Annotated in this window: 21 protein-coding genes; 10 read left to right on the top strand and 11 right to left on the bottom strand. The window is 73.1% G+C overall.

Annotation, left to right across the window (positions count from 1 at the left end):
• Nucleotides 1-21 precede the first annotated feature (21 nt).
• Together AB0G32_RS20350 and AB0G32_RS20345 are read right to left on the bottom strand one after the other, a co-directional pair.
• Nucleotides 22-516 carry a sigma-70 family RNA polymerase sigma factor gene (locus AB0G32_RS20350; protein ID WP_361164730.1) on the bottom strand — a complete coding sequence of 165 codons (495 nt, stop codon included), beginning with the start codon at nt 514-516 and terminating at the stop codon, nt 22-24.
• Between the two features lie 89 nt (nt 517-605).
• Nucleotides 606-1,805: a glycerophosphodiester phosphodiesterase gene (locus AB0G32_RS20345; RefSeq protein ID WP_361164727.1), complete on the bottom strand. Its 1,200-nt coding sequence runs from the start codon at nt 1,803-1,805 to the stop codon at nt 606-608.
• Nucleotides 1,806-2,309: 504 nt separating this feature from the next.
• On the opposite strand from AB0G32_RS20345, the gene AB0G32_RS20340 reads away from it, so the two are divergent.
• Both AB0G32_RS20340 and AB0G32_RS20335 read left to right on the top strand, forming a co-directional pair.
• Nucleotides 2,310-2,933 (top strand): lysophospholipid acyltransferase family protein, encoded by a 624-nt coding sequence (locus AB0G32_RS20340; RefSeq protein WP_361164724.1) that lies wholly within the window; start codon nt 2,310-2,312, stop codon nt 2,931-2,933.
• Nucleotides 2,934-3,059: 126 nt separating this feature from the next.
• The gene (locus tag AB0G32_RS20335; protein ID WP_361164721.1) at nt 3,060-4,286 is read left to right on the top strand and encodes a hypothetical protein; all 1,227 of its coding nucleotides are present in this window, start codon (nt 3,060-3,062) and stop codon (nt 4,284-4,286) included.
• A 9-nt stretch (nt 4,287-4,295) separates the two neighbouring features.
• Here the strand turns inward: AB0G32_RS20335 and AB0G32_RS20330 are convergent, their stop codons facing one another.
• The 4 genes from AB0G32_RS20330 to argH all read right to left on the bottom strand — a co-directional run bounded on the left by AB0G32_RS20330 (nt 4,296) and on the right by argH (nt 8,965).
• Nucleotides 4,296-5,831, bottom strand: a complete 1,536-nt coding sequence (locus AB0G32_RS20330; RefSeq protein ID WP_361164718.1) for an MFS transporter — start codon at nt 5,829-5,831, stop codon at nt 4,296-4,298.
• Entirely contained in the window at nt 5,828-6,379 is a 552-nt protein-coding gene (locus AB0G32_RS20325) for a helix-turn-helix domain-containing protein (protein WP_361164715.1), read from the bottom strand. The genes AB0G32_RS20330 and AB0G32_RS20325 overlap by 4 nt, the downstream gene beginning before the upstream one ends.
• 64 nt (nt 6,380-6,443) lie before the next feature.
• Complete coding sequence (locus tag AB0G32_RS20320) at nt 6,444-7,397, bottom strand: aldo/keto reductase (RefSeq protein WP_361164711.1); 954 nt, start codon at nt 7,395-7,397, stop codon at nt 6,444-6,446.
• 140 nt (nt 7,398-7,537) lie between these two features.
• A complete protein-coding gene (gene argH, locus AB0G32_RS20315; RefSeq protein WP_361164708.1) occupies nt 7,538-8,965 on the bottom strand; it encodes an argininosuccinate lyase in 1,428 nt (475 codons plus the stop codon).
• Between the two features lie 211 nt (nt 8,966-9,176).
• Between argH and AB0G32_RS20310 the strand changes: the two genes are divergently transcribed.
• The 8 genes from AB0G32_RS20310 (at nt 9,177) to AB0G32_RS20275 (ending at nt 19,606) form a co-directional block, all read left to right on the top strand.
• The gene (locus tag AB0G32_RS20310) at nt 9,177-9,764 is read left to right on the top strand and encodes a pyridoxamine 5'-phosphate oxidase family protein (protein ID WP_361164705.1); all 588 of its coding nucleotides are present in this window, start codon (nt 9,177-9,179) and stop codon (nt 9,762-9,764) included.
• Nucleotides 9,765-9,767: 3 nt separating this feature from the next.
• Nucleotides 9,768-10,466 carry a L,D-transpeptidase family protein gene (locus AB0G32_RS20305; protein ID WP_361164702.1) on the top strand — a complete coding sequence of 233 codons (699 nt, stop codon included), beginning with the start codon at nt 9,768-9,770 and terminating at the stop codon, nt 10,464-10,466.
• A 78-nt stretch (nt 10,467-10,544) separates the two neighbouring features.
• On the top strand, nt 10,545-15,515 hold the full coding sequence (locus AB0G32_RS20300; RefSeq protein WP_361164699.1) for a caspase family protein: 4,971 nt from the start codon (nt 10,545-10,547) through the stop codon (nt 15,513-15,515).
• A gap of 5 nt (nt 15,516-15,520) precedes the next feature.
• Nucleotides 15,521-15,910, top strand: coding sequence for a hypothetical protein (locus AB0G32_RS20295; protein ID WP_361164696.1), 390 nt, complete (start codon nt 15,521-15,523; stop codon nt 15,908-15,910).
• Entirely contained in the window at nt 15,910-16,533 is a 624-nt protein-coding gene (locus tag AB0G32_RS20290; RefSeq protein WP_361164693.1) for a hypothetical protein, read from the top strand. The genes AB0G32_RS20295 and AB0G32_RS20290 overlap by 1 nt, the downstream gene beginning before the upstream one ends.
• A 92-nt stretch (nt 16,534-16,625) precedes the next feature.
• Nucleotides 16,626-18,008: a ferredoxin reductase family protein gene (locus AB0G32_RS20285; protein WP_361164690.1), complete on the top strand. Its 1,383-nt coding sequence runs from the start codon at nt 16,626-16,628 to the stop codon at nt 18,006-18,008.
• A 73-nt stretch (nt 18,009-18,081) separates the two neighbouring features.
• Nucleotides 18,082-18,825: an FMN-binding protein gene (locus tag AB0G32_RS20280; protein WP_361164687.1), complete on the top strand. Its 744-nt coding sequence runs from the start codon at nt 18,082-18,084 to the stop codon at nt 18,823-18,825.
• Between the two features lie 43 nt (nt 18,826-18,868).
• Nucleotides 18,869-19,606: an FAD:protein FMN transferase gene (locus AB0G32_RS20275; protein ID WP_361164935.1), complete on the top strand. Its 738-nt coding sequence runs from the start codon at nt 18,869-18,871 to the stop codon at nt 19,604-19,606.
• A 39-nt stretch (nt 19,607-19,645) separates the two neighbouring features.
• On the opposite strand, the gene AB0G32_RS20270 is transcribed toward AB0G32_RS20275, so the two are convergent.
• From AB0G32_RS20270 to argC, 5 genes are read right to left on the bottom strand one after another with little or no spacing between them, the layout of a single operon-like run.
• Nucleotides 19,646-20,191 carry an arginine repressor gene (locus tag AB0G32_RS20270; RefSeq protein WP_189418791.1) on the bottom strand — a complete coding sequence of 182 codons (546 nt, stop codon included), beginning with the start codon at nt 20,189-20,191 and terminating at the stop codon, nt 19,646-19,648.
• A gap of 7 nt (nt 20,192-20,198) precedes the next feature.
• Nucleotides 20,199-21,410 (bottom strand): acetylornithine transaminase, encoded by a 1,212-nt coding sequence (locus tag AB0G32_RS20265; protein WP_361164684.1) that lies wholly within the window; start codon nt 21,408-21,410, stop codon nt 20,199-20,201.
• Complete coding sequence (argB, locus tag AB0G32_RS20260) at nt 21,407-22,318, bottom strand: acetylglutamate kinase (RefSeq protein ID WP_361164681.1); 912 nt, start codon at nt 22,316-22,318, stop codon at nt 21,407-21,409. The genes AB0G32_RS20265 and argB overlap by 4 nt, the downstream gene beginning before the upstream one ends.
• Entirely contained in the window at nt 22,315-23,469 is a 1,155-nt protein-coding gene (gene argJ / locus AB0G32_RS20255) for a bifunctional glutamate N-acetyltransferase/amino-acid acetyltransferase ArgJ (RefSeq protein ID WP_361164678.1), read from the bottom strand. Before argJ ends, argB begins: the two co-directional genes overlap by 4 nt.
• Entirely contained in the window at nt 23,466-24,494 is a 1,029-nt protein-coding gene (argC, locus tag AB0G32_RS20250) for an N-acetyl-gamma-glutamyl-phosphate reductase (RefSeq protein ID WP_361164675.1), read from the bottom strand. The genes argJ and argC overlap by 4 nt, the downstream gene beginning before the upstream one ends.
• Between the last annotated feature and the right edge of the window lie 84 nt (nt 24,495-24,578).

Genomic DNA, 24,578 nt, shown 5'->3' with positions numbered 1-24,578 from the left:
TCCTCACTCCTATCCCCGTCGTCAGTCGCCCGCAACCTCCGGCGTCAGCAATCGGCGCAGACATCCCAGACATCGGGAACGTTCCGGTCCAAGGCTGCCCTGTGAGATACCCAACTCCCCCGCGATCTCGCGGTATGTCAGGTCTTTCGGGGACAGCAGCGCCTCCATCAGCCGGGGGCAGCGGCCGGGCAGCCGGTGCACGGCGGCGCGCAGGGCCCGGCGCCGGGCGGCGGCCAGGGCGTGTTCCTCCGGGTCGCGGTCGGCGGCGTCGGTGGGCTCGGTGCCGTACGGGCGTTCGGCGCGTGCGGTACGGCGGGTGCGGCGGACCTCGGTGCGCACCGCGCTGCGCAGCCAGCGGTGCGGGTCGCGGGGCGGGTCGCCGGCGTCCAGGCGTTCCAGGAGGCGCAGCCAGACCGCCTGCTCGAGGTCGCCGGGCTCGGCTCCGGACGCATATGCCTCGGCGGTGGCCTCGGCGGTGAGCAGCGGGCCCAGGAGGGTGAGCAGGTCATGCGTCATATGCGGAGATACGACCGGCGCCCGGGCGGCGGTTGCCCGGGCGGCCGGATGTCACTCCAACCGGTGGCGCGCTGTTGGCTGTTGACGCGTCAGCCGCGGTTGAAGTCCTCGCGGGCCAGCAGGCCGGTGTCCGGGTTGTCGGTGAAGACGCCGTCGATGCCGGTGGCGAAGTACGCCTGGAAGGCGCCGAAGGCGTCCCCGTAGGCGTCGGCGTCGGTGCCCTTGCGGAAGTCGGCCGGGAGGAAGGGGTTCTCGTTGCGCATCGTGTAGGGGTGCAGGATCAGGCCCGCGCGGTGGGCGTCGCGCACCAGGGTGGTCGGTTCGGTGAGCCGGCCGGCCGCGTCGCGCGGGATGATCAGGTCCAGGGTGGGGCCGATGCCCTGGGCGTAGGAGGCGATCTCCGCCAGGCCCGCGGGCGTGATCAGGTCGTCCGTGGTGCGCGGGTCGCCGGTGGCGACGAAGTCGTAGGGGCGGGAGCCGGTTCCGGACAGCAGTACGGCGAGCGGGTTGCCGACCAGCTTGTTCATCCGCTGGATGCTGGTGGGCTCGAAGGACTGCACGATGACCGGCGAGTTCTTCTTGTCCTTGCCGTGGGCGCGCAGCAGCTTGGCGAGGCGTTCCTCGGTGGGCAGGCCCAGCTTGCGGAAGTAGGTGGGGTGCTTCAGCTCGGGGTAGATCCAGACCTGCTTGCCCGTCGCGCGGGTCTGCTGGTCCTGCCAGCGCAGTACCTCTTCGAAGGTGGGGATCTCCCAGCGGCCGTCGTAGAGGGTGTTGTGCGGGCGGTTGGCCGGGATGCGCTCGGTGGCGCGCAGCGTCTTCAGCTCGGCGAGGGTGAAGTCCTCGGTGAACCAGCCGGTGGTGGAGACGCCGTCCAGGACCTTGGTGGTCTTGCGGCCGGCGAACTCGGGGTGGTCGGCGACGTCCGTGGTGCCGCCGATCTCCGGCTCGTGCCGGCAGACGAGGTGACCGTCCTTGGTGGGCACGAGGTCGCCGGCCTCGACGATGTCGGCGCCCATGTCGAGGGCGAGCTGATAGGAGCCGAGCGTGTGCTCGGGCCGGTAGCCGCTGGCCCCGCGGTGTCCGACGATCGTCGGCACGGGCAGGTTCGCCACGCCGCCGCCCTTGCCGTTCCCGCCGCCGTTCCCGCCGCCGGACCCGGTGGCGTTCGCGGTGCCGGACAGGCCCAGTACCGCGCCGCCCGCGCCGAGCACCGCGGCGCCGAGCAGCGCCCGCCGTCCGGTGCCGTCGCGGTGGCCGTTCGGCCGGTCGTTCGACTCCTGCGTTCCCATGAGCGCCCCTTGGTCGTCTGATCGTCGTCCGGTCGTCGTCCGGTCGTCGTCCGGTCGGATGCGGGCCGATCGTAGGGTCACGTACATGACCAACGGGAGACCTCGGGCGGAATGCGGGGGTGACGTGGGATGTCGCGTGGGGCCCAGGAGATCCGAGGGTGCCCGAGCGGCTTGCGGGGCCCGATGGGTGACGTCCCGTCGGCTTTCGCGTGGGCGCAGCGGGTACCCGGCCGGTCGGTGAGGAACGGCGGGCGGCGCGAGCCGCGTCACATCGTTGCGGCCGGGTTTCCGGCGGGCGGCGGCGCGCCCCACCAGGTGAACACGTGTCAACAACGCGTAAGACCCTGGTGAACCCGACGTGCACGACCCCGGGGGCCGCGAGTAATGTCCTCACCTGCACAGACTGGTACCGCATTCCCCGACATCCACGCCACACTGACACCGGAGGGCCCGTTGTCCCGCTTCGCGCTCATCAAGGCAGTGCTCGGTCCGATCATGCGCCTGATGTTCCGCCCACGGGTGGAAGGCGCGGAGAACATCCCGGGCGACGGCCCGGTGATCCTGGCCGGCAACCATCTGACGTTCATCGACTCCATCGTGCTGCCCATCGTCACCAGGCGGCAGGTCTTCTTCATCGGCAAGGACGAGTACGTCACCGGCAAGGGCTTCAAGGGCCGGCTGATGGCCTGGTTCTTCACCGGCGTCGGCATGATCCCGGTGGACCGGGACGGCGCGAGCGGCGGGGTGGCGGCGCTGATGACCGGGCGCCGGGTACTGGAGGAGGGCCGGATCTTCGGCATCTACCCGGAGGGCACCCGCTCCCCCGACGGCCGTCTGTACCGGGGCCGGACCGGTATCGCCCGGCTCACGCTGATGACCGGCGCGCCGGTCGTGCCGTTCGCGATGATCGGCACCGACAAGCTCCAGCCGGGCGGCCGGGGCATCCCGCGCCCCGGCCGGGTCACGGTCCGCTTCGGCGAGCCGATGGAGTTCTCCCGGTACGAGGGGATGGACCGCGACCGCTATGTGCTGCGGGCGGTGACGGACTCGGTGATGACCGAGGTGATGCGGCTGTCCGGGCAGGAGTACGTGGACATGTACGCGACGAAGGTGCAGAAGGCGGCCTAGCCGGCCGGCGAGCCGGGTCACCTGCCGTACGAGGGCCGCACGGGAGCCTGGCCGGCAGGTGGCAGGTGGCAGGTGGCAGGTGGCGAGTGCGGCGTCCGGCCCGGCCCAGCGCTTAGGATCCCCCGCGTGGCTGACGGGATAATAGGGGCGCTCACCGGTTTGTGGCGGGGGCGCCGGAGCGAGGCCGAGCCGGCCCGGGTCGACGCGGAGATCACGGCGTTCGGCGAGCTGCTCGCCGGGCATTCCTTCACGCCGGGCCACCATCGGGACGATCCCGGCCTGCTCGCCGACTACCAACGGGCACTGGACGCGTACGACCAGGCCAAGGAGAGTTTCGTCGGCGACCGCGGCCTTCAGGGCGCCGCCGATGTGCTGCGCGCCCTCGACGCGGGGCGGCACGCGCTGGCCTGCGTGGACGCCGTGGTCGCGGGGCGGCCCCGCCCGCGGCGGCGTCCGTTGTGCTTCTTCGACCCCCGTCACGGGCAGTCCACCGAGGAGGTCCGCTGGGCGCCCGCCGAGGGGGCCGCGCGGATGATCGCCGTGTGCGCGGCCGATGCCGTACGCCTGGCGGAGGGGATGCCGCCGATCGCGACCGGGCCGCGGGATCAGTGGCCCGTCCCCCGGCCCGAACCGGCTTCGCGCCGGGCCGCCGCCGCCCGCCCGGGCGCGGACGGACGCAAGGAGCACCGCCCGGCCTCCGCGCGTCCGTCGCCCGCGTCTCCCACATCTCCCACGTCTCCCACGTCTCCCACGTCTCCCGATCCCTACGAGACATGGCCCGCGCGCACTGGTGCGCGGCAGCGCTGGGAGAGCCGCGGCAGCAAGGGGGTGCAACTGACCCGCGTCGACCCGCGGGAGCCCGCCCTGCTGGTGGTCCACCTGGAGCGGCCCGCGGACTCCTGGGTCGAGCTGACCAGCCCGGCCGGCGGCGACGGACGGCCCAGGCTCGTCCTCACGCACGGCTCCCGACTGACCCGGGCGATCGTTCCGGTCGAGGCCGACGGCCGGGACGCGATACGCCTCCAGATGCAGACCAGGGGAAAGTGGCGGGTCTGGTTGCATCCGCCGGAGGAGGTCCCGCTCTGGGACGGCCGGCTGGAAGCGACCGGCTCCTTCGTCCTGCGTCACCCCGGCGGCCGGGCGCCCCTGCGGATCACCCAGCACGACGGGACCGACTTCTCGCTCCACGCGCTGCACCCGGACTTCCGGCCCGGGACGCCGCTGCACCTGGGGAACGGAGCGTTCACGGCGTCGGCCACCGCCCCGCGGAAAGCCGGCTTCCTCTACGTCCGGTCGCGCGGCTCCTGGAGCATCACCGCGCCGGAAGGGGCGCGGCGGGGCCGGGCCGGCTGAAGCGCTCGGCTACTCCGCCTCGCCCGCGCCGTCCGCCAGTTCCTGGCCGCGCAGCAGGAACCAGGCCGCCACGGCCGCCGCCAGCAGGACGGCCGCCCCGATGCCCGCGGCCAGCGCGAGTCCGTCGACGAAGGACTGCCGGGCGGCGTCCAGCAGGGCCGCACCGGTGTCGCCGGGCAGCTGGGCGGCGGACTCCACGGCCCCGCCCAGTGACTCGCGCGCCTCGGGCGGCGTACCGGCCGGGCCGGTGAAGTCCCGGTAGACGCCGGTCACGATGGAGCCGAGCAGGGCGATGCCGAGCGCGGCGCCGAGTTCGTACGCCGTCTCGGAGACCGCGGAGGCGGTGCCCGCCTGGTCCCGGGGCACGCTGGAGAGGATCACGTCGGCGGTGACGGTGAAGGAGAAGCCGGCGCCCAGGCCGACCACCAGCAGGGCGGTGCCGAGCAGCGGGTAGCCGGTGGACTGGCCGATGACGGTGAGCGCGGCGAGCGCCAGACCGACGGCGGCCAGTCCGCCGGAGACGACGGCCCGTACCGAGCAGCGGCGGGCCACCCGCCCGGCGACCAGACCGGCCGCCACCGCGCCGAGCGCGGCGGGCAGTTCGGCCAGCCCGGCCTCGAACGGCCGCCTGCCCTGCACCAGTTGCAGGTACTGGGAGAGGAAGAACACCAGCCCCGACAGGCCCAGCACGGTCAGCAGGTCGGCCAGCACCGCGCCGCTGAAGCCCCGGCTGCGGAACAGCCGCATGTCGAGCAGCGGCACCGGCAGGGTGAGCTGGCGCCGGACGAACCCGTACAGCGCGGCGGCGCCCAGCAGCCCCGCGCCGAGCGTGACCCAGCCGAACCCGTGCGCGGCGGCCTCCTTGACCGCGTACACCGCGCCGATCATGCCGACCAGCGACAGGACGACGCTGAGCAGGTCGAACGGGCCCGGATCCGGGTTCTTGGACTCCGGCAGCAGCTTGACGCCGACGACCACCAGGACGGCCATCACCGGCAGGTTGATCAGGAAGACCGAGCCCCACCAGAAGTGTTCGAGCAGGAAGCCGCCCAGCATCGGGCCGACCGCGGCGCCGGCGGAGGCGGCGGCGCCCCAGACGCCGACGGCGAGGCTGCGCTCGCGCGGGTCGTGGAAGAGGTTGCGGATCAGGGCCAGGGTGGCCGGCATCAGGGTGGCGCCCGCGACACCGAGCAGCGCCCGGGCGAGGATCATCACCTCGGGCGTGTGCGCGTAGGCGTTGAGCACGGACAGCGCGCCGAACGCGGTGGCGCCGAGCAGCAGGATCCGTTTGCGGCCGATCCGGTCGCCGAGGCTGCCCATGGTGACCAGCAGACCGGCGATGACGAACGAGTACACGTCGCCGATCCACAGCAACTGGGTGCCGGAGGGCGCGAGGTCCTCGCTGATGTACGGGGTGGCCAGGCCGAGGACGGTGGCGTCCACGGCCACCAGCAGCACGGCCAGGACCAGGACGGCGAGCGCCAGCCAGCGGCCGGGGCGCGTCACCGCCCGGTCCGTGTCGGCCGGCCGCAGGGTGCTGGTCATGATCTCTCGCTTCGCAGTGCGCCGCCGAGCAGCAGCTCGACGATCAGGCGGGTGCAGTCGTTGCGGGCCACGCGGCCTTCCAGAACCGCCCAGGCGCCGGAGGCCAGCAGGCCGTAGAACGCCTCGGTGAGCCAGACCGGGGGCAGGTCCAGGCGGAACTCGCCGCTCTCCTGGCCGCGCCGGAACAGGGCGGCCAGCCGGCTGTCGAGCCGGGTCCAGCCCTCGTGGACCTGGTCGCCCTCGAACAGCTGGTTCTCGGTGTAGAGGAAGGCGAGCAGCGCGGCGGAGGGTTCCATCGCGCCGACCAGCCGGCGTACGGCGTCGGCGGCCGGTCCCTGGTCGACGCGGGCGGCGTCCAGGGCGGCCTCGCACTCGGCGATGCCCAGCGCTTCCAGCGCCCGTACCAGGGCGTCGCGGCCGGCGAACTGGCGGTGCAGCGTGGCCCGGCTGATCCCGGCCGCCCGGGCCACCTCGTCCATGGTGGCGGTGGACTTCCGGGTCAGCAGGGCCGCGGCGGTGCGCAGCACATGATCACGGTCGACAGCCATGAGACGACTGTAACCCATATGAGACGCTGATGTCTCACGGTGCTCAGTGGTCAGTGCTCAGTGCTCAGTGCCAGGGGAGCTGTCCGCGCCGCTGCCAATAGACGCGGGGGTCCTCGGCGAGGACGGCCAGGCGGGCCGTCTGCTCGTCGTCGAGGACGGCCGGCGCGGCGGTCAGGTTGGCGGCGAGCTGAGGGACGGTCGCGGCGCCGGAGAGGACGACGCGGGCCCAGGGCTGCCGCAGGACGAACGCGAGGGCCACCGCGTCGCTGCTGAGGCCGGTCTGCTCGGCGACGGTCCGCAGCGCGTCCGGCGCGTGCGGACCGGCGAGCCGGCCGTTGGCCATGCCCTCCTTGACGATCACCGACAGCCCGGCGTCGTGCGCCTCGGCGAGCGCCGGGCCCGCGGAGGTCTCCAGCGCGTTGTACGTCGACTGCACGGTACGGAAGAGGGGCGTGCCGTCGACGGTGACGGCGAGCGCGGCGCGGATGGCGTCGGCCTGGGCGGGGCCGGAGGTGGAGAAGCCGACGGCGACGCCCGTCGCGGCCAGCTCCGCGAGCCGGGCGTGCAGGTCCTGGTCGGTGAGGGCCGGGCTGTCCGGGGTCACCGAGTGGATCTGGTAGAGGTCGAGCCGGTCGCCGAGCAGCGCGTCGGTCTCGGCGCGCTGACGCTCGTAGGTGGCGAGGGAGTGGTCCTTGACCTCGTGCCGCTCGGCGTCGGTGGACCAGCCGGCCGTGTAGGTGTAGCCCCACTTGCTGCCGACGGTGACGTCGTCGATCTCCGGCCGGGCGGTCAGCCAGTCGGCGAGGAACTCCTCGGAGCGGCCGTAGGAGCGGGCGGCGTCGAAGTAGCGGACGCCGGTCGCGTACGCGGTGTCGAGGAGGGTGTGAGTGCGGTGGCGCAGCGTTTCGACGCTGCGGTCCGCTCCGAGGTCCTCGTCCCGGCCGAGGTTGATGTAGCCGGGGCGGGCCACCGCGGCCAGGCCGAAGCCGAGGGCTTTTTCGGGGAGGGGGAGGGGCATCGCGGGTCCGTTCGGTCGGCCTCAGGTTTTCGACCAACGTAACCCGCGATGACCTGCGCCTCAGAGCTCGGTCCGACAGGTGTATGGGCGGGTGCGGGCAGTGCGTGGCTTGTCGCGCAGTTCCCCGCGCCCCTGTACGCCTACTGCCGAGCCGTTGCCCACACGTGCTGCCGCTCCACGTTCTTCTTCACTTCCGCCAGCTGGACCGCGACCGCGCTCGGGGCCGTGCCGCCCCTGCCGTTGCGGGAGGCCAGGGCGCCCTGGACGTTGAGGACGGTGCGGACCTCGGGGGTGAGGTGCGGGGAGATCTTGGCGAACTGTTCGTCGGTCAGCTCGTCGAGCTCCTTGCCCTCGGCCTCCGCCGCCTTGACGCACTCGCCCGCGACCTCGTGCGCGACGCGGAACGGGACGCCCTGCCGGACCAGCCACTCGGCGATGTCGGTGGCCAGCGAGAAGCCGGCCGGGGCCAGTTCCGCCATCCGCTCGCGGTGCACGGTCAGGGTGGCCATCATGCCGGTGAAGGCGGGCAGCAGGATCTCCAGCTGGTCGATGGAGTCGAAGACCGGCTCCTTGTCCTCCTGGAGGTCGCGGTTGTACGCGAGCGGGAGCGCCTTGAGGGTGGCCATCAGACCGGTCAGGTTGCCGATCAGGCGGCCGGACTTGCCGCGGGCCAGCTCGGCGATGTCCGGGTTCTTCTTCTGCGGCATGATCGACGAGCCGGTGGAGAACGCGTCGTGCAGGGTGACGAAGGAGAACTCCTTCGTGTTCCAGATGATGATCTCCTCGGCGATCCGGGAGACGTTGACGCCGATCATCGCGGTGATGAAGGCGAACTCGGCGACGAAGTCCCGGGCGGCCGTGCCGTCGATGGAGTTGGCGGCGCTGCCGTGCTCGAAGCCGAGATCGGCGGCGACCGCCTCCGGGTCCAGGCCGAGGGAGGAACCGGCCAGCGCGCCGGAGCCGTACGGCGACACGGCGGTCCGCTCGTCCCACTGGCGCAGCCGCTCGGCGTCCCGGGACAGCGCCTGGACGTGGGCGAGGACGTGGTGGGCGAAGAGCACCGGCTGGGCGTGCTGGAGGTGGGTGCGGCCGGGCATGGCCACGTCCGGGTGGGCCTCGGCGAGGCCGATCAGCGCGTCCTGGAGGTCGGCGATCAGCGAGCCGACGGTGCGGGCGTGGTCGCGCAGGTACATCCGGAACAGCGTCGCCACCTGGTCGTTGCGGGACCGGCCGGCCCGCAGCTTGCCGCCCAGGTCGGGACCGAGCCGCTCCAGCAGGCCGCGCTCCAGCGCGGTGTGCACGTCCTCGTCGGCGATGGTGCCGACGAACGTCCCGGCGGCCACGTCCGCCTCGAGCCGGTCGAGCCCGGCGATCATGCGGGTCAGCTCGTCCTCGGTGAGCAGGCCCGCCTTGTGCAGCACGCGCGCGTGGGCGCGCGAACCGGCGATGTCGTAGGGCGCGAGCCGCCAGTCGAAGTGGACGGACGCGGACAGCTTCGCCAGGGCCTCGGCGGGACCGTCCGCGAAACGGCCGCCCCAGAGCCGTACGTCACCGCTGTTGCTGCTCACTTGCGTCGCTCCTAGGGAGGGTCGGTCGCTGTTATGCATGATTATGCGTCTCCTTGCATGAATCGTCAATCTGAGGGGCGGGTGAACGCGAAAGGGGGCGCTCGCGTACTCATGAGCGCCAGGGCCGTCCCGTCTCGCGCCGGCCGGGACGGCCCCGGTGCCTGCGTAAATCCCCGGACAGGGGGCGCGCGAGCCCGCATAATCGTTAGGCATGGGAAAGACTTATGAGCGCATAGACGGAAGACTCCGCACCTTCATCGAGTCCCAGCCCCTCTTCTTCACCGCCACCGCCCCGCTCGGCGCGGACGGCACGGTCAACCTCTCTCCCAAGGGCCTCACCGGCTCCTTCGCGGTGCTCGACGAGCACACCGTGGCCTACCTGGACTTCGCCGGCTCCAACGCCGAGACCGTCGCCCACCTCAGGGAGAACGGCCGGATCACGCTCATGTGGTGCGCCTTCCAGGGACCGCCGAACATCGTCCGGGTGCACGGCCGCGGCGAACCCGTCTTCCGCGACGACCCCCGCTTCCCCGGACTGCTGGTCCGCTTCCCGGACATCGACCCGGCCGCGCACGGGCTGCGCGCGATCATCGTCGTGACGGCCGAACTGATCCGCGACACCTGCGGATACGCCGTCCCCTTCATGGCGTACGAGCAGGACCGCGATCTGCACGCCAAGCGGTTCGCCCGGGAGGACGACGCCTCGCTCAACACCTACTTCACCAAGAAGGAGCACGTCGCGACCAGCCTGGACGGCCTTCCCGGGCTGCCGTTGCCGCTGCCGCCCTCTACGGTCTGACTCATGCGCCCCGGTGCCGTCGCCCTCGCCCTCGCCGCCCTCCTGCTGCCGGCCTTCGCCGCGCCGCCCGGCCCGCTGCCGGACCGGATGGCGGACACCGGCGGCGGCACCCAGCTGATCACCGCCGTCGCCCCGGACACCGCCGCCACCACCGGCACGGTCACCTGGTGGGACCGGAAGGGCGACGACTGGGTGGCAGCCGGCTCCGCGCCCGCCCGCTTCGGCGCGAACGGCCTGGTGGCGGGCGACCGGCGGAAACAGGGCACCGACACCACCCCCACCGGCCTGTACCGCCTCCCCTACGCCTTCGGCATCGCGGCGCCGCCGCCCGGAACGGCGTACCGCTACCGCCCGGTGCGCGCGGACTCCTGGTGGTGCCAGGACAACGGCTCCCGCGCCTACAACCGCTGGACCGAGCCGCGCCCCGCCGACTGCGCCGCCAGCGAGGCCGAGCACCTGATCAGCTACGGCAAGCAGTACGCCCACGCCCTGGTCGTCGGCTTCAACTACGACCGTCCGGTGCGGGGGCGCGGCGCGGGCATCTTCCTGCACGTGAACGGGGAGGGCGCGACGGCCGGGTGCGTGTCGGTGCCGGCCGACGCCATGCGCGCCATCCTCACCTGGGCCGACCCGGCGGCCCGGCCGCACCTCGCGATCGGCACCTCGGACACGGGCGGGGGGACGGCGCTCGTCCGGTACTGAGGGCGGCTCAGGCGTCGCGTTCGGCCCCTCGCTGTCCTTCGGTGATGCCATGATGTCGGCCCGGGAGAGGGGGCGGACATGGGGCGTCCGGCACGCACGGCACTGCTGATCGGGGTCGGGGACACGCCAGCGACACCACCGGGCGCGGACTCGCTCGACGCGGCGGTCGCGGCCGACCTGGCCCGGATGGAGACGGTGCTCCGCGCCTCCCACTACGACGTGCGGACCCTGCACAACGCGGAAGCCGGCCGGTCCCGGATCCGGACCACCATCAGCGAGGTGGCCCGCGCCGTCCCCGAGGACGGCACCCTGCTGCTGTACTTCACCGGCCACGGCATCCGGGTGGGCGACGAGGACTTCCTGGTCCCGTGGGACGTCACCCCGCCGGAGGACGGGCTCTGGGAGGAGCCCTACAGCGACTCCCTGCTGTCGGCGCGGATCAGCCCGCTGCTCAAGAACTGCCGGGCCGCGACGGTGCTCTGGCTGATCGACGCCTGCCGGGCCGAGCTGCCCGACAACGGGGTGCCGTTCGGCAACGGCATCGACAACGGTCCGCCGCACGGCGGATACGTGGTGATGACGGGCTGCTCCCCCGGGCAGCTCAGCGGTTTCGCCTCCCAGGGCAGCTTCTTCACCGCCGGACTCGTCGACGCCTTCGACGCGATGACCTCCGCGCGCACCGTCGACGACGTGTTCGAGACGGCCCGGCTGGCCGCGCTGGCGGAGGCCGAACGCCATGGCGCACGGCAGCTGGCGATGAAGCGCTACGGAGTCAACCGGGAGGCCGAGACCCGGACCGCGGAGGTCTGCGAGGGGCAGGAACTCCTCGACGCCTGGCGCGACGCCGTCCGCGGCTGCCCGCTGTGGGACCGCGTCGAGGAGGGGCAGCGGGCCGGCGTCTCCCGGCTGCGCGAGTCGTTGGAGACCTGGGTCACGCGCTGTGCCGACACCCTGCACACGGCCCGCCGCCGGCTGCCGGCGCCGGACCCCTGGATCGACGACCTGTTCCCCGTCCGGCTGCTGGCCGGCCGGCTCCCCCGGCTGCTGCCGGACACGGACACCCTCTCGGCCATCGAGGCGGCCGTGCTCGTGGCCGCTCCCTTCCTGCACGAGGCCGCCTGGGCGGACCGGCTGAGCCGCGCGGCCGAGGCCGACCCCTTCACCCTCACCCGGCAGCAGCGGCCGAACGAGGACCGCAGGCACTACGAGCAGATCGTCGAGCAGTACGGCCGCATGGCCCGCAAGGTGGCGGAGTGCCGGGCCCGGGCCCGCAACCCGCTCAACGCCCGGGACGCGCGGCACACCCAGGACGCGACGTCGGTGACGATGTGGCTGGTGCACCGGTGGATCGCCGAGCGGTTCGAGACGGACAGCGAGCCGGTGCCCACCGCTCGGGCCGCCGAACTGGCCGCGCTGCTGATCGGGCGGGAACCGGCGGACGCGCGGGCGCACGAGCTGTCCGCGGTGCTCTGCGCCGCGGCCGCCGCCGTCGGGGTGCTGCCGCATCCGCAGGACGTGCCCGCCGCCCCGGCCAAGGTGCTGCTCGACGGCGACCACCAGACCCTGCGCATCCAGCCGCTCGCGGCGCTGCTGCGGCTGGCGGGCGCGCTCGCCGTGGACGTACGGGTGTTTCCGGAGATCGTGGCCGAGCACCTGGCGGTGAGCGACTCGGTGGAACCGCACCAGGTGATCGGCATCGCCCGCCAGCTGAGCTGGGAGCGCGACCGCGACGCCCTCCACCTGGACGTGCCCTGTCCGCACCCCGCCCTGTACGCGGCACTGACCGAGGTGGCGGAGCAGACGCACAAGGTGGCGGAGCACCTCGCCGCCCTGGCCGACCAACTGCCGGCGCCCGAATCGGGCCTGCTGGCGGCGGTCCCGAAGAAGGTGACGGCGCGGCACGTGCGGGTGCCCCGCGACGGCAACGTGCCGCTGTACGAGACACCGCCGCTGCGCTTCCATCTGGCGCAGACCGAGGTCCGTGAGCTCCTGATGGGCGAGCAGCTCTACGGCGGCGAACCGCAACTGGCGCTGCGGGAGCTGTACCAGAACGCCATGGACGCGTGCCGCTACCGCGCCATGCGCTGGCAGTACCTCACCAGCAAGGCGGGCTCCGCGCCGGCCTCCTGGAGCGGCAGCATCACCATCAGCCAGGGCGAGGACGCCCGCGGCCGGTACGTCGAGTGCCAGGACAACGGCGTCGGCATGAGCGACGAGCAGCTGAAGTACACGTTCACCCGGGCCGGCAGCCGTTTCGAGCAGTCGAAGGCGTTCCGCCGCGAGCAGTCCCGCTGGCTGCGCCACGATCCGGAACTGCGGCTCTACCCCAACAGCCGGTTCGGGATCGGGGTCTTCAGCTACTTCATGCTCGCCGACGAGATGACCATCGTGACCCGTCAGGTGAACGCGGAGGGGTTCCCCGACGAGCACGCGCTCCAGGTGGACATCTCCAGCAGCGGCGGCCTGTTCCGGATCAAGCGGCACGACGGATCGGAGGGCGGTCTGCCGCGCGGCGGCACCCGCATCCGGCTCTATCTGCGCGAGGGACCGGTCGCCGACCGGCTGTCGTGCGTGAAGACGCTGCGTTCCCTCGTCCTGGTCAGCGAGTTCCGCCTCCGGGTGTCCGACGCCTCCGGGCTGACCCACACCTGGGCTCCCCGGGAGCTGCACCACCCGGAGACCGGAGTCGTCACCGCCGCTCTCGAGGCGGTGCCGAACGTCCTGTGGTGGGTGCCGGACCGCGGCGCCGTACTGTGCGACGGCCTCACCACGGACCACGAGCGGTTCGGCTACGTGGTCAACCTGACCGGCGCGCACGCCGGGCGGCTCAGCGTGAACCGCAACGAGCTCCAGGACTACGACCGGGCGTACGTGGCGGAGACCTGGCGCGCGGGGGCGGCGGCGCTGGCCGGGTGGCCGGAGCTGAACATGGCGTGGCTGTGGCGGCTGGAGAAGGAGGAACTGGCCACCGCCGTCGTGCTGCACGGCGAGTGGCGCGGCACGGGGCTGAAGGTCCCCCGGGCCGCGTCGTCGGTGCACGACCTGGACCGGCAGGGCTGGTTCCATCACGACCAGGCCACCCAGCGGGTGGCCGACGAAGCCGAGCACTTCATGTCCGACGACTCGCCCGTCGCCAGGGTCAAGCCGTGGCGGGTCGCCGCGCTCGGCCTCCCGCCCGGCCGGGCACCCGTTGCCCGGCCGCTGAGTCTCGAAGGTCATCCGGTCGCCCGGCCCGGAGACGCCGACATCTCCACTCTCGGCCCCAGATGGTGGGACATCGCCTTCTTCGCCGCGGAGGCCGGTCTGGGGATGGACGAGGTGCTCAGACGCCGCCGCGGGATGCGCGTCGCCCATCCGCGGCAGGGCCCGCCCGCCGTCACCAGGACGGTCCCGGACCGTGTCCCGGACCTGGACGACCGCGCGGTCATTGAGGCGATGACCCAGTTCCAGGAGCGGGACGAGGACGAGGACGCGGCGGCGGATCCGGACGACCTGCTCCGGGTGGTCCTGGTCTCCGTGCAACTCGCCCTGCCGCTGGGGACGGTCGTGCGACGGTGCGTGCCCTACGGCGTGCCGGGCCGGGCCGATCCCTGGCCCGAGATCCCGGCGCACCACGAGGAGTACGTGGTCACGGCCGAGGACCTGGACCGGTTGCTGGTCGCCGGCCGTGATGCCCGGGTGACGACACCGCACCACGTCCTGTCCGCCGCCCGGCGCCTGGGGCTGCCGTTCGAGGAGATCCTCACGACGTGCGCCCGCTTCGCGTGGCTGGGCTGGGAAGTCCCTCCCGTCGAGCAGGTCACCGCCTGGCAGGAACTCGACCGCGATGTCCGCGCCGTCCTCGACCGGCATCTCCCGCCCGACGGTGACGGTCCGGGAGTGCTTCCCTGGGCGGCGACGTTCGACCTGGCGGCCGGGCGGGGGATCACCCTCGGCGCGGCCGAGGAGCTGACCGCGCGGGCCGCCGCCCGGCTGGGTCTGCCGCACGAACGGCACCACCCCGAGGACGCCGCGTCCGCGCCGCTGCTGCCCACCGGTCGGCTCGTCCAGCTCATCGGGCAGCTCAGCGGCACGGGCGGCCGGCTGGAGGACGGTGTGACACTCGAGGCCCTGGGGCGGGCGGCGCCCGCGGAGCCGGCCGACACCAGGACGTTCCTGGAGGCGGTGGCACAGCTCCGGGCCGCCGGCGTTTCCGTCCCCGACACTGCTCTCATCACGGCCTGGCCGACGTTCCCGCTGCCCACCCGCTACGTACTGTCCGGAAAAGAGGCCTCCGAGCCCGCGGAGAACGTTCCCACGGACCGGCTGACCACGGCCTCGCTCTTCCAGTCCGCCGGATTCCTGCACGACAGCCTGCGCGAGGTCTGGCGCATCGCGCACCGGGAAGCGCCCCGGTTCGGGCTGCCGGTGCCCGCGCTGCCCGAGGAACTGGCCGAGCACCGTCCGACCACCGAGGAGTGCGACACCCTCACGGTCCAGCCCGAGGTCGACGGTGAGTACCTGCCGAGTGTCTGGCAGCCGGTCACGCCGTTCCTGCTGGCCAAGTTCGCCAAGAAACTGGGGATCGCCCCGGTCACGGCCTACATCCGGCTCACGGCTTTCCGCGCCCTCGGCGCCCTGGTCCCGGACCTCTCTCCGACCCTAGCCAAAGCCCTGCCCGCCTCGCCGCCCACCCAGTACGACCTGGCGGCGCTGAACCCGGACCACCGGGTGAGTCCGCCGGACGGTCCACTGGCACCGCTCGACCTGGTCAGCCTCGCGGGCCAACTGGGCGAGCCGCTGCCCGACACCGTGCGGCGCATCGCGCCCTACCTCCCGCTGTGGCCCGCCCCGACCACGCTGCCCGCCGTGCCCGGCATCGTTCCCCGGTGGCCGGACCTCGCCCTGCTGAGCAGGCACTTCGACGGCCGGCTGCCCGCCGTGCGGGGCTGTGTCGACGCCCGGCATGTCACGCTCGCCGCCGAGGCCACCGGCGAGAGCGAGGAGTGGGTCCGCGGCCGGCTGCGGCTGTACGCCGCCATGTTCGACCTGCGACTGGAGAAGGAGTAAGGACGATGTCCGACGGTCCCGCTCACGGCCACGACTTCGACACCGTCTACGCCGACGTCGACAAGGGATGCGCGACGACCCGCTTCACCTGGCGCGACACGGACGACGGACTCGGTGTCGTCGTCGAGGGCCACTGCCCGCAGTGCCGCGGCAGGACGGCGCGGGAGTTCCGGCGGGCCCTGCCCGGCACGGGCGCCAAGGGACTGCCCGGCTGGCTGCGCCGCGGCGCGCCCCGGCCGGAGACGGACGAGGAGGTGCTGCGGGCGGAGCGGTACTTCTGCGCGTGCGGGCATCCGCACCCGAACCGGCCCGCCGAGACGTACCCGGGCCGGGTCGGGTGCGGCGCGAGCTGGACGCTCGGCGAGGTCGACCGGAGCGACGGGAGCGGCACCTGATGAACCTGGAGTCCGACCGCCGGTGGGACCAGCTCGCCGACGAACTGGAGTTCACGCAGCTCGGCGAGTTGCGGAGACAGGCGGAGGGATGGCGCTCCGGACTCACCGGCCTGGCCGCGCTGCTCTCCGTGCTGGTCGTCCTCAAGGGCCGGGACGACCTGGCCGGGCTGCCGGCGACCGCGCGCGTCGTCGCCTCCGGGCTGCTGGCGCTGGCGTTCCTGCTCCTGGTGGCCGGCTCGGTGCTGGCCACCAGGGCGGCCCACGGGCGGATGGGCGACCGGTCCCAGCTGCTGGGCGGGCAGGCGCTGCGCCGCTGGACCGTCCGTGAGCTGGACCGGCTGGCCGGGGCGTTGCGCCGGGCCGCCTTCTGCTGCTGTGCCGGAATCCTGCTCGCCGCCGCCGCGGTCGCCGTGGCCTGGTCGACGACCGAATCCGCCCCCGATCATCTGGTCCGGGTCGGCACGACCACCGGGGAGCGCTGCGGGGCCCTCCTGCCCTCGGGGCCCGACACGGTCGTCCTCGGTGTCGGGGCAACGGACGGCGGCGCCACCGAGCGGGTCGTGCTGCCCGGCCCGACCGTGACCTCGGTGACGCCCGTCTCCTCCTGTCCGGCCCAGGGGTAGGACAGCGGCGACCCGATTCGCTCCGGCCGTGAACAGTCGGCGGGCCCGGCACGTACCTGTGGGCCAAGGGTCTTGTCCCCCACGGAGGAACCGTGACCACCACGCTCGCCGGCGGACGTGCCGCCCGCCGCCAGACGATGCGCCGCATCCGTCCGCGCCGTTCCCCGGCCGTCCCCCTGCTGCTCGCCGTGTGGGCGGGCGCGGCGGGCGTGTTGTGGCTGTGGTGGCGCAACACGCCCGCCATCTCCGACGACACCGGCCGGGTGCTCGGCGCGGGCCGCATCACCGGTCTGCTCGCCGGGTATCTGATGGCCCTCGTCGTGCTCCAGATGGCCCGGGTGCCCGCGCTGGAACGGCGGGTGGGCTCGGACCGGGTGGCCCGCTGGCACGCGATGACCGGCCGCTACACCCTCTGCCTGGTCCTCGCGCACGTCTTCCTGATCATGTGGGGCTACGCGCTCCAGTCCGGCCGGAGCCTCGGCGGCCTCATCACACAGACGGTGGAGTCGGTGACCGGCCTCCCCGACCTCGGCAAGGCGGCGGTCGGCACCGGCCTGCTGGTGCTGATCGGCCTGCTCTCGGCGGGCCCGGTGCGCCGCCGCGTCCCGTACGACTTCTGGTACCACGTGCACCTGCTGACCTACGCGGCGGTGTTCCTGACCTTCTGGCACCAGCTGACCGCCGGGAACGACTTCGTCGTGGCGCCCCTCGCGCGGACCGTCTGGTACGCCCTGTACGGGTCGGTGACGGCGCTGGTGCTCTGGTACCGGATCGTCACCCCGCTGCGGCTGAACCTGCGGCACCGGATGCGGGTCGAGGCGGTCGTCGAGGAGACGCCCGGGATCGTGTCGGTGCTGATCAGGGGGCGCAAGCTGCACCGGATGGGCGCGCAGGCCGGGCAGTTCTTCCGGTGGCGCTTCCTGGCCCCGGGCATGCGGTTCAGCTCCCACCCGTACTCCCTGTCCGCCGCCCCGCGGCCGGACATGCTGCGGATCACGGTGAAGGCGATCGGTGACCACAGCGCCCGGCTGCGGGAGCTGGCGCCGGGCACCCGGGTGTGGGCGGAGGGCCCGTACGGGGCGCTGACCGCGCAGCGGCGCAGCCGGGGCAAGGTGCTGCTGGTGGCGGGCGGGGTCGGGATCACGCCGATGCGGGCACTGTTCGAGACGCTGCCCGGGGCCGCCGGTGACATCACGCTCCTCTACCGGGCCAACAGCACCCAGGACCTGGCGCTGTGGGACGAGCTGGCCGCGATCGCCGACGCGCGCGGCGCCCGGCTGATGTACGCGGTGAACGGCCCTGACGGGGTGCGCCCCGACATCTCGGCGGAGTCGCTGGCCCGCAAGATCCCGGACGTCGACCGGCACGACGTCTTCCTGTGCGGGCCGCCCGGTTTCGCGCAGTCGGTCTACGAGGCGCTGCGCGGCGCCGGGGTGCCGGCCCGCCGGATCCACCACGAGTCGTTCGAGATGTGAGCGATCGCCACGAAGCGGCCGTCATGAAGCGGCCGTCACGAAGCGACCGTCACGAGCTGAGGAGATTCGGCAGATGAGGAAGAGCCATCCCGTCCGGCGCGCCGTGCTCGCGGGCGCCGCGACCGTGACCGGCGTGGTGCTGCTGCTGTCGCTCAAACCGGCGTCCGACCCGGGCGCCCCCGCCGCGGCCCAGTCACCGCAGGCCGGACAGCGGGCCGGGCAGCGGGGTACGGAGCAGACCGGCCAGGACGCCGCCGCCGGCACGGTCCTCGGTGACGCGGTCCGCACCCAGTACGGCCCGGTCCAGGTCCGCCTGACGCTGACCGACGGCAGGATCACCAAGGCAGAGGCCGTCCAGGCCCCCAAGGGCGGCCGCAGCGACCAGGTCACCGCCGACGCCGTACCCCAGCTCAACCGGGCCACCGTCACCACCGGCACCGCCGACATCGACACCGTCTCCGGCGCCACCTACACCAGCACCGGATACAAGCAGTCCCTCCAGTCGGCCCTCGACAAGGCGGGCGGCGGCACCGGCCAGCAGCAGCCCCGCACCGTCACCGGCGCCGCCGCGCAGACCCAGTACGGCCCGGTCCAGGTCCGCCTGACGCTGACCGACGGCAGGATCACCAAGGCGGAAGCCGTCCAGGCCCCCAAGGGCGGCCGCAGCGACCAGGTCACCGCCGACGCCGTACCCCAGCTCAACCGGGCCACCGTCACCACCGGCACCGCCGACATCGACACCGTCTCCGGCGCCACCTACACCAGCACCGGATACAAGCAGTCCCTCCAGTCGGCGCTGGACCGGGCCGGTGGCTGAGCCGGCCGAGGCTCCCGCCGCGGTGCGTCGGGTGGAGGAGGCGATGGGCACCGTCTTCTCCTTCGACGTCCGCGGCGGGGAACCGGCTGCCGTGCGGGCCGCGCTGAACGAGGCGGTGGCCGGCCTGCACCGGGCCGATGAGGTGTTCAGCACCTTCCGCGACGACAGCCAGCTCTCGCGGCTGGCCCGCGGTGAGCTGACCACGGAGCAGTGTGTGCCGGAGGTGGCTCAGGTGCTGGCGCTGGCGGCCGAGGCGGAACGGGTGAGCGAGGGCTGGTTCAGCACGTCGTTCGAGGGCCGGCTCGACCCCACCGGGATCGTGAAGGGCTGGGCCGTGGAGCGGGCCGCGCGGCGGATCGCGGCGGCGGGTCCGGACGGGGTGAGCGTCAACGGCGGCGGGGACGTGCAGTTGCTGGGGACGCCCGGGGCCGACCGGCCGTGGCGGGTCGGCGTGTCGGACCCGCTGCGGCCGGGCGCGCTGGCCGCCGTCCTGTCCGCCGCGGGGGCGGCCGAGCTGGCCGTCGCCACCTCCGGGTCGGCCGAGCGGGGCGCGCACGTCGTCGACCCCCGCACCGGCCGCTCGGCGGTGACGGACCTGGTGTCGGTCACGGTGGTGGCCCCCAGCCTGACCTGGGCCGACTGCTGGGCGACCGCGGCCTTCGCGATGGGGTCGCGGGAGGGACTGGAGTGGCTGGAGTCCCTGGAGGGCGTGGAGGCGCTCCTGATCACGGCGGGCGACGAGGTGAGATGCACGGCGGGTCTCGCTGCCCGACTCGGGTGAGTGGAGCCAACCACCCGCCCGCACCCGGCGAACGAGCCCTCAGTGCCCGTTCTGCGCCAACCGCAGCAAATGGTCGGCGAGCGCCTGCCCACCCGTGGGATTCCGGCTGATCAGCATCACCGTGTCGTCCCCGGCGATCGTCCCGAGGATGTCGTGCAGCTCCGCCTGGTCGATCGCCGAGGCGAGGAACTGCGCCGCCCCCGGCGGGGTCCGCAGCACCACGAGATTCGCGGACGCCTCCGCGGAGATCAGCAGCTCCGCCGACAGCCGCCGCATCCGCTCCTCCTTGGCCGACCCGCCCAGCGGCGCCCGGGGGGTCCGGAAACCCCCCTCGCTGGGCACCGCGTAGATCAGGTCGCCGTCGGTGTTGCGGATCTTGACCGCGTTCAGCTCGTCCAGGTCCCGGGAGAGCGTCGCCTGCGTGACGGTCAGCCCGTCGTCGGCGAGCAGCTTCGCGAGCTGGCTCTGCGACCGCACCGGCTGCCGGTTGAGGATGTCCACGATCCGGCGGTGGCGGGCGGTGCGGGTCTGCGGCACGGCGGGCCCCGCGGCCCCCGCGCTCTCGTGGTCCTGCGCCTGACTCATCGTCGTCTCATTCTCCGGATCGTCCATCCGTTCGTCCGTTCCCGCCCGCCGCGTCCAGGATGCCGGGCAGCGCCCCGAGGAACGCGTCCACCGCGTCGTCGCCGAGGTTCAGCGGCGGCATCAGCCGTACGACATCGGGTGCGGGCGCGTTCACCAGGATTCCGGCGTCCTGAGCCGCCTGCTGCACCTGCGGCGCCAGCGGCTCGGTGAGCACGATACCCAGCAGCAGGCCCGCGCCCCGGACATGGTCGACCAGCGGGTGGCCGAGCGCCTCGACGCCGCCGCGCAGCTGCTCGCTCTGCCGCTTGACGTTCTCCAGCAGCCCGTCCGCCGCGATGGTGTCCAGGACGGCGAGTCCGGCGGCGCAGGCGACGGGGTTGCCGCCGAAGGTGGTGCCGTGCTGGCCGGGCTGGAGCAGGTCGGCCGCGCGGCCGAAGGCGACGGTCGCGCCCAGCGGCAGGCCGCCGCCGAGGCCCTTGGCGAGGGTGACGACGTCGGGCAGCACGCCCTCGTGCGCCTGGTACTCGAACCAGTGCCCGGTGCGGCCGACGCCGGTCTGCACCTCGTCCAGGACCAGCAGCGCGCCGGTCGCGGCGGTGATCGCGCGGGCCGCCTTGAGATAGCCGGCCGGGGGCACCACCACGCCGTTCTCGCCCTGGACCGGCTCGATGACGACGAGGGCGGTGTCCTCGGTGACCGCCGCGGCCAGCGCCTGCGCGTCGCCGTACGGGACGTGCGTGACGTCGCCGGGCAGCGGACGGAAAGGTTCCTGCTTGCCGGGCTGGCCGGTCAGGGCCAGCGCGCCCATGGTGCGGCCGTGGAAGCCGCCCTCGGTGGCCACCATGTGCGACCGCCCGGTCAGTCGGCCGATCTTGAACGCGCCCTCGTTGGCCTCGGCGCCGGAGTTGCAGAAGTAGACCTTGCCGTCCCGGCCGAAGTGCTCCAGCAGCCGTTCGGCGAGCGCGATGGGCGGCTCGGCCATGAACAGGTTGGAGACGTGGCCCAGCGAGGCGATCTGGTCGCTGACGGCTTCGACGACGGCCGGGTGGGCGTGGCCGAGCGCGTTGACCGCGATGCCGCCGACGAAGTCCAGGTACTCGTTGCCGTCGGCGTCCCACAGCCGCTCACCGGCGCCGCGCACCAAGGGCAGCCGGGGGGTGCCGTAGTTGTTCATGAGCGCGCCCTGCCACCGCGTGGTCAGGTCCTGGTTGGCGGTCACGCCTGGTCCCCCTCGGTCTCGTCCGGCACGACCATCGTGCCGATGCCCTCGTCGGTGAAGATCTCCAGCAGGATCGAGTGCTGGACCCGGCCGTCGATGACGCGGGCGGTGGTGACGCCGCCCCGGACGGCGTGCAGACAGCCCTCCATCTTCGGCACCATGCCGCTGGACAGCTCGGGGAGCAGTTTCTCCAGCTGGGAGGCGGTGAGGCGGCTGATCACCTCGTCGGAGTCCGGCCAGTTCTCGTAGAGGCCCTCCACGTCGGTGAGGACCATGAGGGTCTCGGCGCCCAGCGCCGCAGCGAGTGCCGCAGCCGCCGTATCAGCATTGACGTTGTAGACATGGTGGTCGTCCTGGGAACGGGCGATCGACGAGACGACCGGGATGCGGCCGTCGGCGAGCAGTGCCTCGATCGCGCCGGTGTCGATCTCGGTGATCTCACCGACCCGGCCGATGTCGATCAGCTCGCCGTCGATCCGGGGCTGGTGCTTGGTGGCCGTCATGGTGTGCGCGTCCTCGCCGGTGAGGCCGACGGCGAGCGGGCCGTGCCGGTTGAGCAGCCCGACCAGTTCCCGCTGCACCTGCCCGGCCAGCACCATCCGTACGACGTCCATGGCGTCCTCGGTGGTGACCCTGAGGCCCGCCTTGAACTCGCTGACGATGCCGTGCCGGTCGAGGGCGGCGCTGATCTGCGGGCCGCCGCCGTGCACGACGACGGGCCTGAGGCCGGCGTGCCGCAGGAAGACGACGTCCTGGGCGAAGGCGGCCTTGAGGTTCTCGTCGATCATGGCGTTGCCGCCGAACTTGATGACGACCGTCTTGCCGGCGTGCCGGACCAGCCAGGGCAGCGCCTCGATGAGGATCTGGGCCTTGGGGAGCGCGGTGTGCTTGCGCGTGGGAGTGCTCATGACGAGTAGGCGCTGTTCTCGTGGACGTAGTCGGCGGTGAGGTCGTTGGTCCAGATGGTGGCGGTCTCGGTGCCGGCCGCGAGGTCGGCGACGATGTGCACCTCGCGGTAGCGCATGTCGACCGTGTCGCGGTCCTCGCCGACGCCGCCGTCCTTGCAGACCCAGACACCGTTGATGGCGACGTTCAGCGCGTCCGGCTCGAAGGCGGCGCTGGTGGTGCCGATCGCGGAGAGCACCCGGCCCCAGTTGGGGTCCTCGCCGTGGATGGCGCACTTGAGGAGGTTGTTGCGGGCGATGGAGCGGCCCACCTCGACCGCGTCGTCCTCGGTCGCGGCGTTCACGACCTCGACCTTGATGTCCTTGCTGGCGCCCTCGGCGTCCCGGATGAGCTGCTGCCCGAGGTCGTCGCAGACGGTCCGTACCGCCTCGGCGAAGGCGGCGTACTCCGGGGTGATGCCGCTGGCGCCGGAGGCGAGCAGCAGCACGGTGTCGTTGGTGGACATGCAGCCGTCGGAGTCGACCCGGTCGAAGGTGACCCGGGTGGCGTCGCGCAGCGCCCCGTCGAGGGTCCCGGCGTCCAGGTCGGCGTCGGTGGTGAGGACCACGAGCATGGTGGCCAGGCCCGGGGCGAGCATGCCGGCGCCCTTGGCCATGCCGCCGACGGTCCAGCCGTCGCGCGTGACGACCGACGTCTTGTGCACGGTGTCGGTGGTCTTGATGGCGATGGCGGCCTTCTCGCCGCCGTGCTCGGAGAGCTGGGCGGCGGCGCTCTCGACGCCCGGCAGCAGCTTGTCCATCGGGAGCAGCACGCCGATCAGACCGGTGGAGCAGACGGCCACCTCGCCGGCGCCGATCCCGCCGAGCACCTCGGCCGCCTTCTCGGCGGTGGCGTGCGTGTCCTGGAAGCCCTTGGGTCCGGTGCAGGCGTTGGCGCCCCCGGAGTTGAGGACGACGGCGGTCAGCTCGCCGGTCTTCAGCACCTGCTCGGACCACAGGACCGGGGCGGCCTTGACGCGGTTGGCGGTGAAGACACCCGCGGCGGCGCGGCGCGGGCCGGTGTTGACCACGAGGGCCAGGTCCGGGTTGCCGTTCTCCTTGATCCCGGCGGAGATGCCCGCCGCCGTGAATCCCTTGGCTGCCGTCACACTCACGGCGCGACTCCGATCGTCGTCAGTCCCGTGGTCTCGTCGAGACCCAGGGCGAGGTTCATGCTCTGGACGGCACCGCCCGCGGTGCCCTTGGCCAGGTTGTCGATGGCGCTGATCGCGATGATGCGGCCCGCGGCGGCGTCGTACGCGACCTGCACCTGAACGGCGTTCGAACCGTGGACGGACGCGGTCGCGGGCCACTGTCCCGCGGGCAGCAGGTGGACGAAGGGCTCGTCGGCGTACGCCTTCTCGTAGGCGGCGCGGACGGACTCCGCGCTCACCCCGGGCTTCGCCTTGGCGCTGCACGTGGCGAGGATGCCGCGCGGCATCGGCGCCAGCGTCGGCGTGAAGGAGACGGAGACCCGCTCGCCGGCCGCGGCGCTCAGGTTCTGGATCATCTCCGGGGTGTGCCGGTGCACGCCGCCGACCCCGTACGGCGACATCGAGCCCATGACCTCGCTGCCCAGCAGGTGCGGCTTGGGCGCCTTGCCGGCGCCGGAGGTGCCGGAGGAGGCGACGATCACCGCCTCGGGCTCGGCGAGCGCGGCCGTGTACGCCGGGAACAGGGCGAGGGAGACGGCCGTCGGGTAGCAACCGGGTACCGCGATGCGCTTGGACCCCTCCAGCGCCGCGCGGGCACCCGGCAGTTCGGGCAGGCCGTAGGGCCAGGTGCCGGCGTGCGGGGAGCCGTAGAACGCCACCCAGTCGGCGGCGTCCTTCAGCCGGAAGTCGGCGCCCATGTCGACCACGAGCACGTCCGGGCCGAGCTGCTCGGCGACGGCGGCGGACTGCCCGTGCGGCAGTGCGAGGAAGACCACGTCGTGTCCGGCGAGCACCTCGGGCGTCGTCGGCTCCAGCACCCGGCCGGCCAGCGGCAGCAGGTGCGGCTGGAGCGCGCCGAGGCGCTGTCCGGCGTTGGAGTTGCCGGTCAGGGCGCCGATCTCGATCTCCGGATGGGCCAGGAGCAGCCGCAGCAGCTCTCCGCCCGCGTATCCGCTCGCTCCGGCCACCGCCGCACGTACCACCATGGGAACACCCTCCTCCAGATGGCATGACTATACGTTTCGCTGCACGTTTATGCAACGCCGTACCGTCCGTACCACCTGGAGGAG

The organism is Streptomyces sp. NPDC023723 (assembly GCF_040639815.1).
Classification (GTDB): Bacteria; Actinomycetota; Actinomycetes; order Streptomycetales; family Streptomycetaceae; genus Streptomyces.
This window is presented reverse-complemented; position numbering and strand designations above follow the sequence as displayed.

Excerpts from the sequence above, each read along its gene's own strand:
- AB0G32_RS20350 (WP_361164730.1), bottom strand. The coding sequence starts at position 516 with ATGACGCATGACCTGCTCACCCTCCTGGGCCCGCTGCTCACCGCCGAG.
- AB0G32_RS20345 (WP_361164727.1), bottom strand. The coding sequence starts at position 1,805 with ATGGGAACGCAGGAGTCGAACGACCGGCCGAACGGCCACCGCGACGGC.
- AB0G32_RS20340 (WP_361164724.1), top strand. The coding sequence starts at position 2,310 with ATGTTCCGCCCACGGGTGGAAGGCGCGGAGAACATCCCGGGCGACGGC.
- AB0G32_RS20330 (WP_361164718.1), bottom strand. The coding sequence starts at position 5,831 with ATGACCAGCACCCTGCGGCCGGCCGACACGGACCGGGCGGTGACGCGC.
- AB0G32_RS20325 (WP_361164715.1), bottom strand. The coding sequence starts at position 6,379 with ATGGCTGTCGACCGTGATCATGTGCTGCGCACCGCCGCGGCCCTGCTG.
- AB0G32_RS20320 (WP_361164711.1), bottom strand. The coding sequence starts at position 7,397 with ATGCCCCTCCCCCTCCCCGAAAAAGCCCTCGGCTTCGGCCTGGCCGCG.
- AB0G32_RS20310 (WP_361164705.1), top strand. The coding sequence starts at position 9,177 with ATGGGAAAGACTTATGAGCGCATAGACGGAAGACTCCGCACCTTCATC.
- AB0G32_RS20305 (WP_361164702.1), top strand. The coding sequence starts at position 9,768 with ATGCGCCCCGGTGCCGTCGCCCTCGCCCTCGCCGCCCTCCTGCTGCCG.
- AB0G32_RS20300 (WP_361164699.1), top strand. The coding sequence starts at position 10,545 with ATGGGGCGTCCGGCACGCACGGCACTGCTGATCGGGGTCGGGGACACG.
- AB0G32_RS20295 (WP_361164696.1), top strand. The coding sequence starts at position 15,521 with ATGTCCGACGGTCCCGCTCACGGCCACGACTTCGACACCGTCTACGCC.
- AB0G32_RS20290 (WP_361164693.1), top strand. The coding sequence starts at position 15,910 with ATGAACCTGGAGTCCGACCGCCGGTGGGACCAGCTCGCCGACGAACTG.
- AB0G32_RS20280 (WP_361164687.1), top strand. The coding sequence starts at position 18,082 with ATGAGGAAGAGCCATCCCGTCCGGCGCGCCGTGCTCGCGGGCGCCGCG.
- AB0G32_RS20275 (WP_361164935.1), top strand. The coding sequence starts at position 18,869 with ATGGGCACCGTCTTCTCCTTCGACGTCCGCGGCGGGGAACCGGCTGCC.
- AB0G32_RS20270 (WP_189418791.1), bottom strand. The coding sequence starts at position 20,191 with ATGAGTCAGGCGCAGGACCACGAGAGCGCGGGGGCCGCGGGGCCCGCC.
- argB (WP_361164681.1), bottom strand. The coding sequence starts at position 22,318 with ATGAGCACTCCCACGCGCAAGCACACCGCGCTCCCCAAGGCCCAGATC.
- argC (WP_361164675.1), bottom strand. The coding sequence starts at position 24,494 with ATGGTGGTACGTGCGGCGGTGGCCGGAGCGAGCGGATACGCGGGCGGA.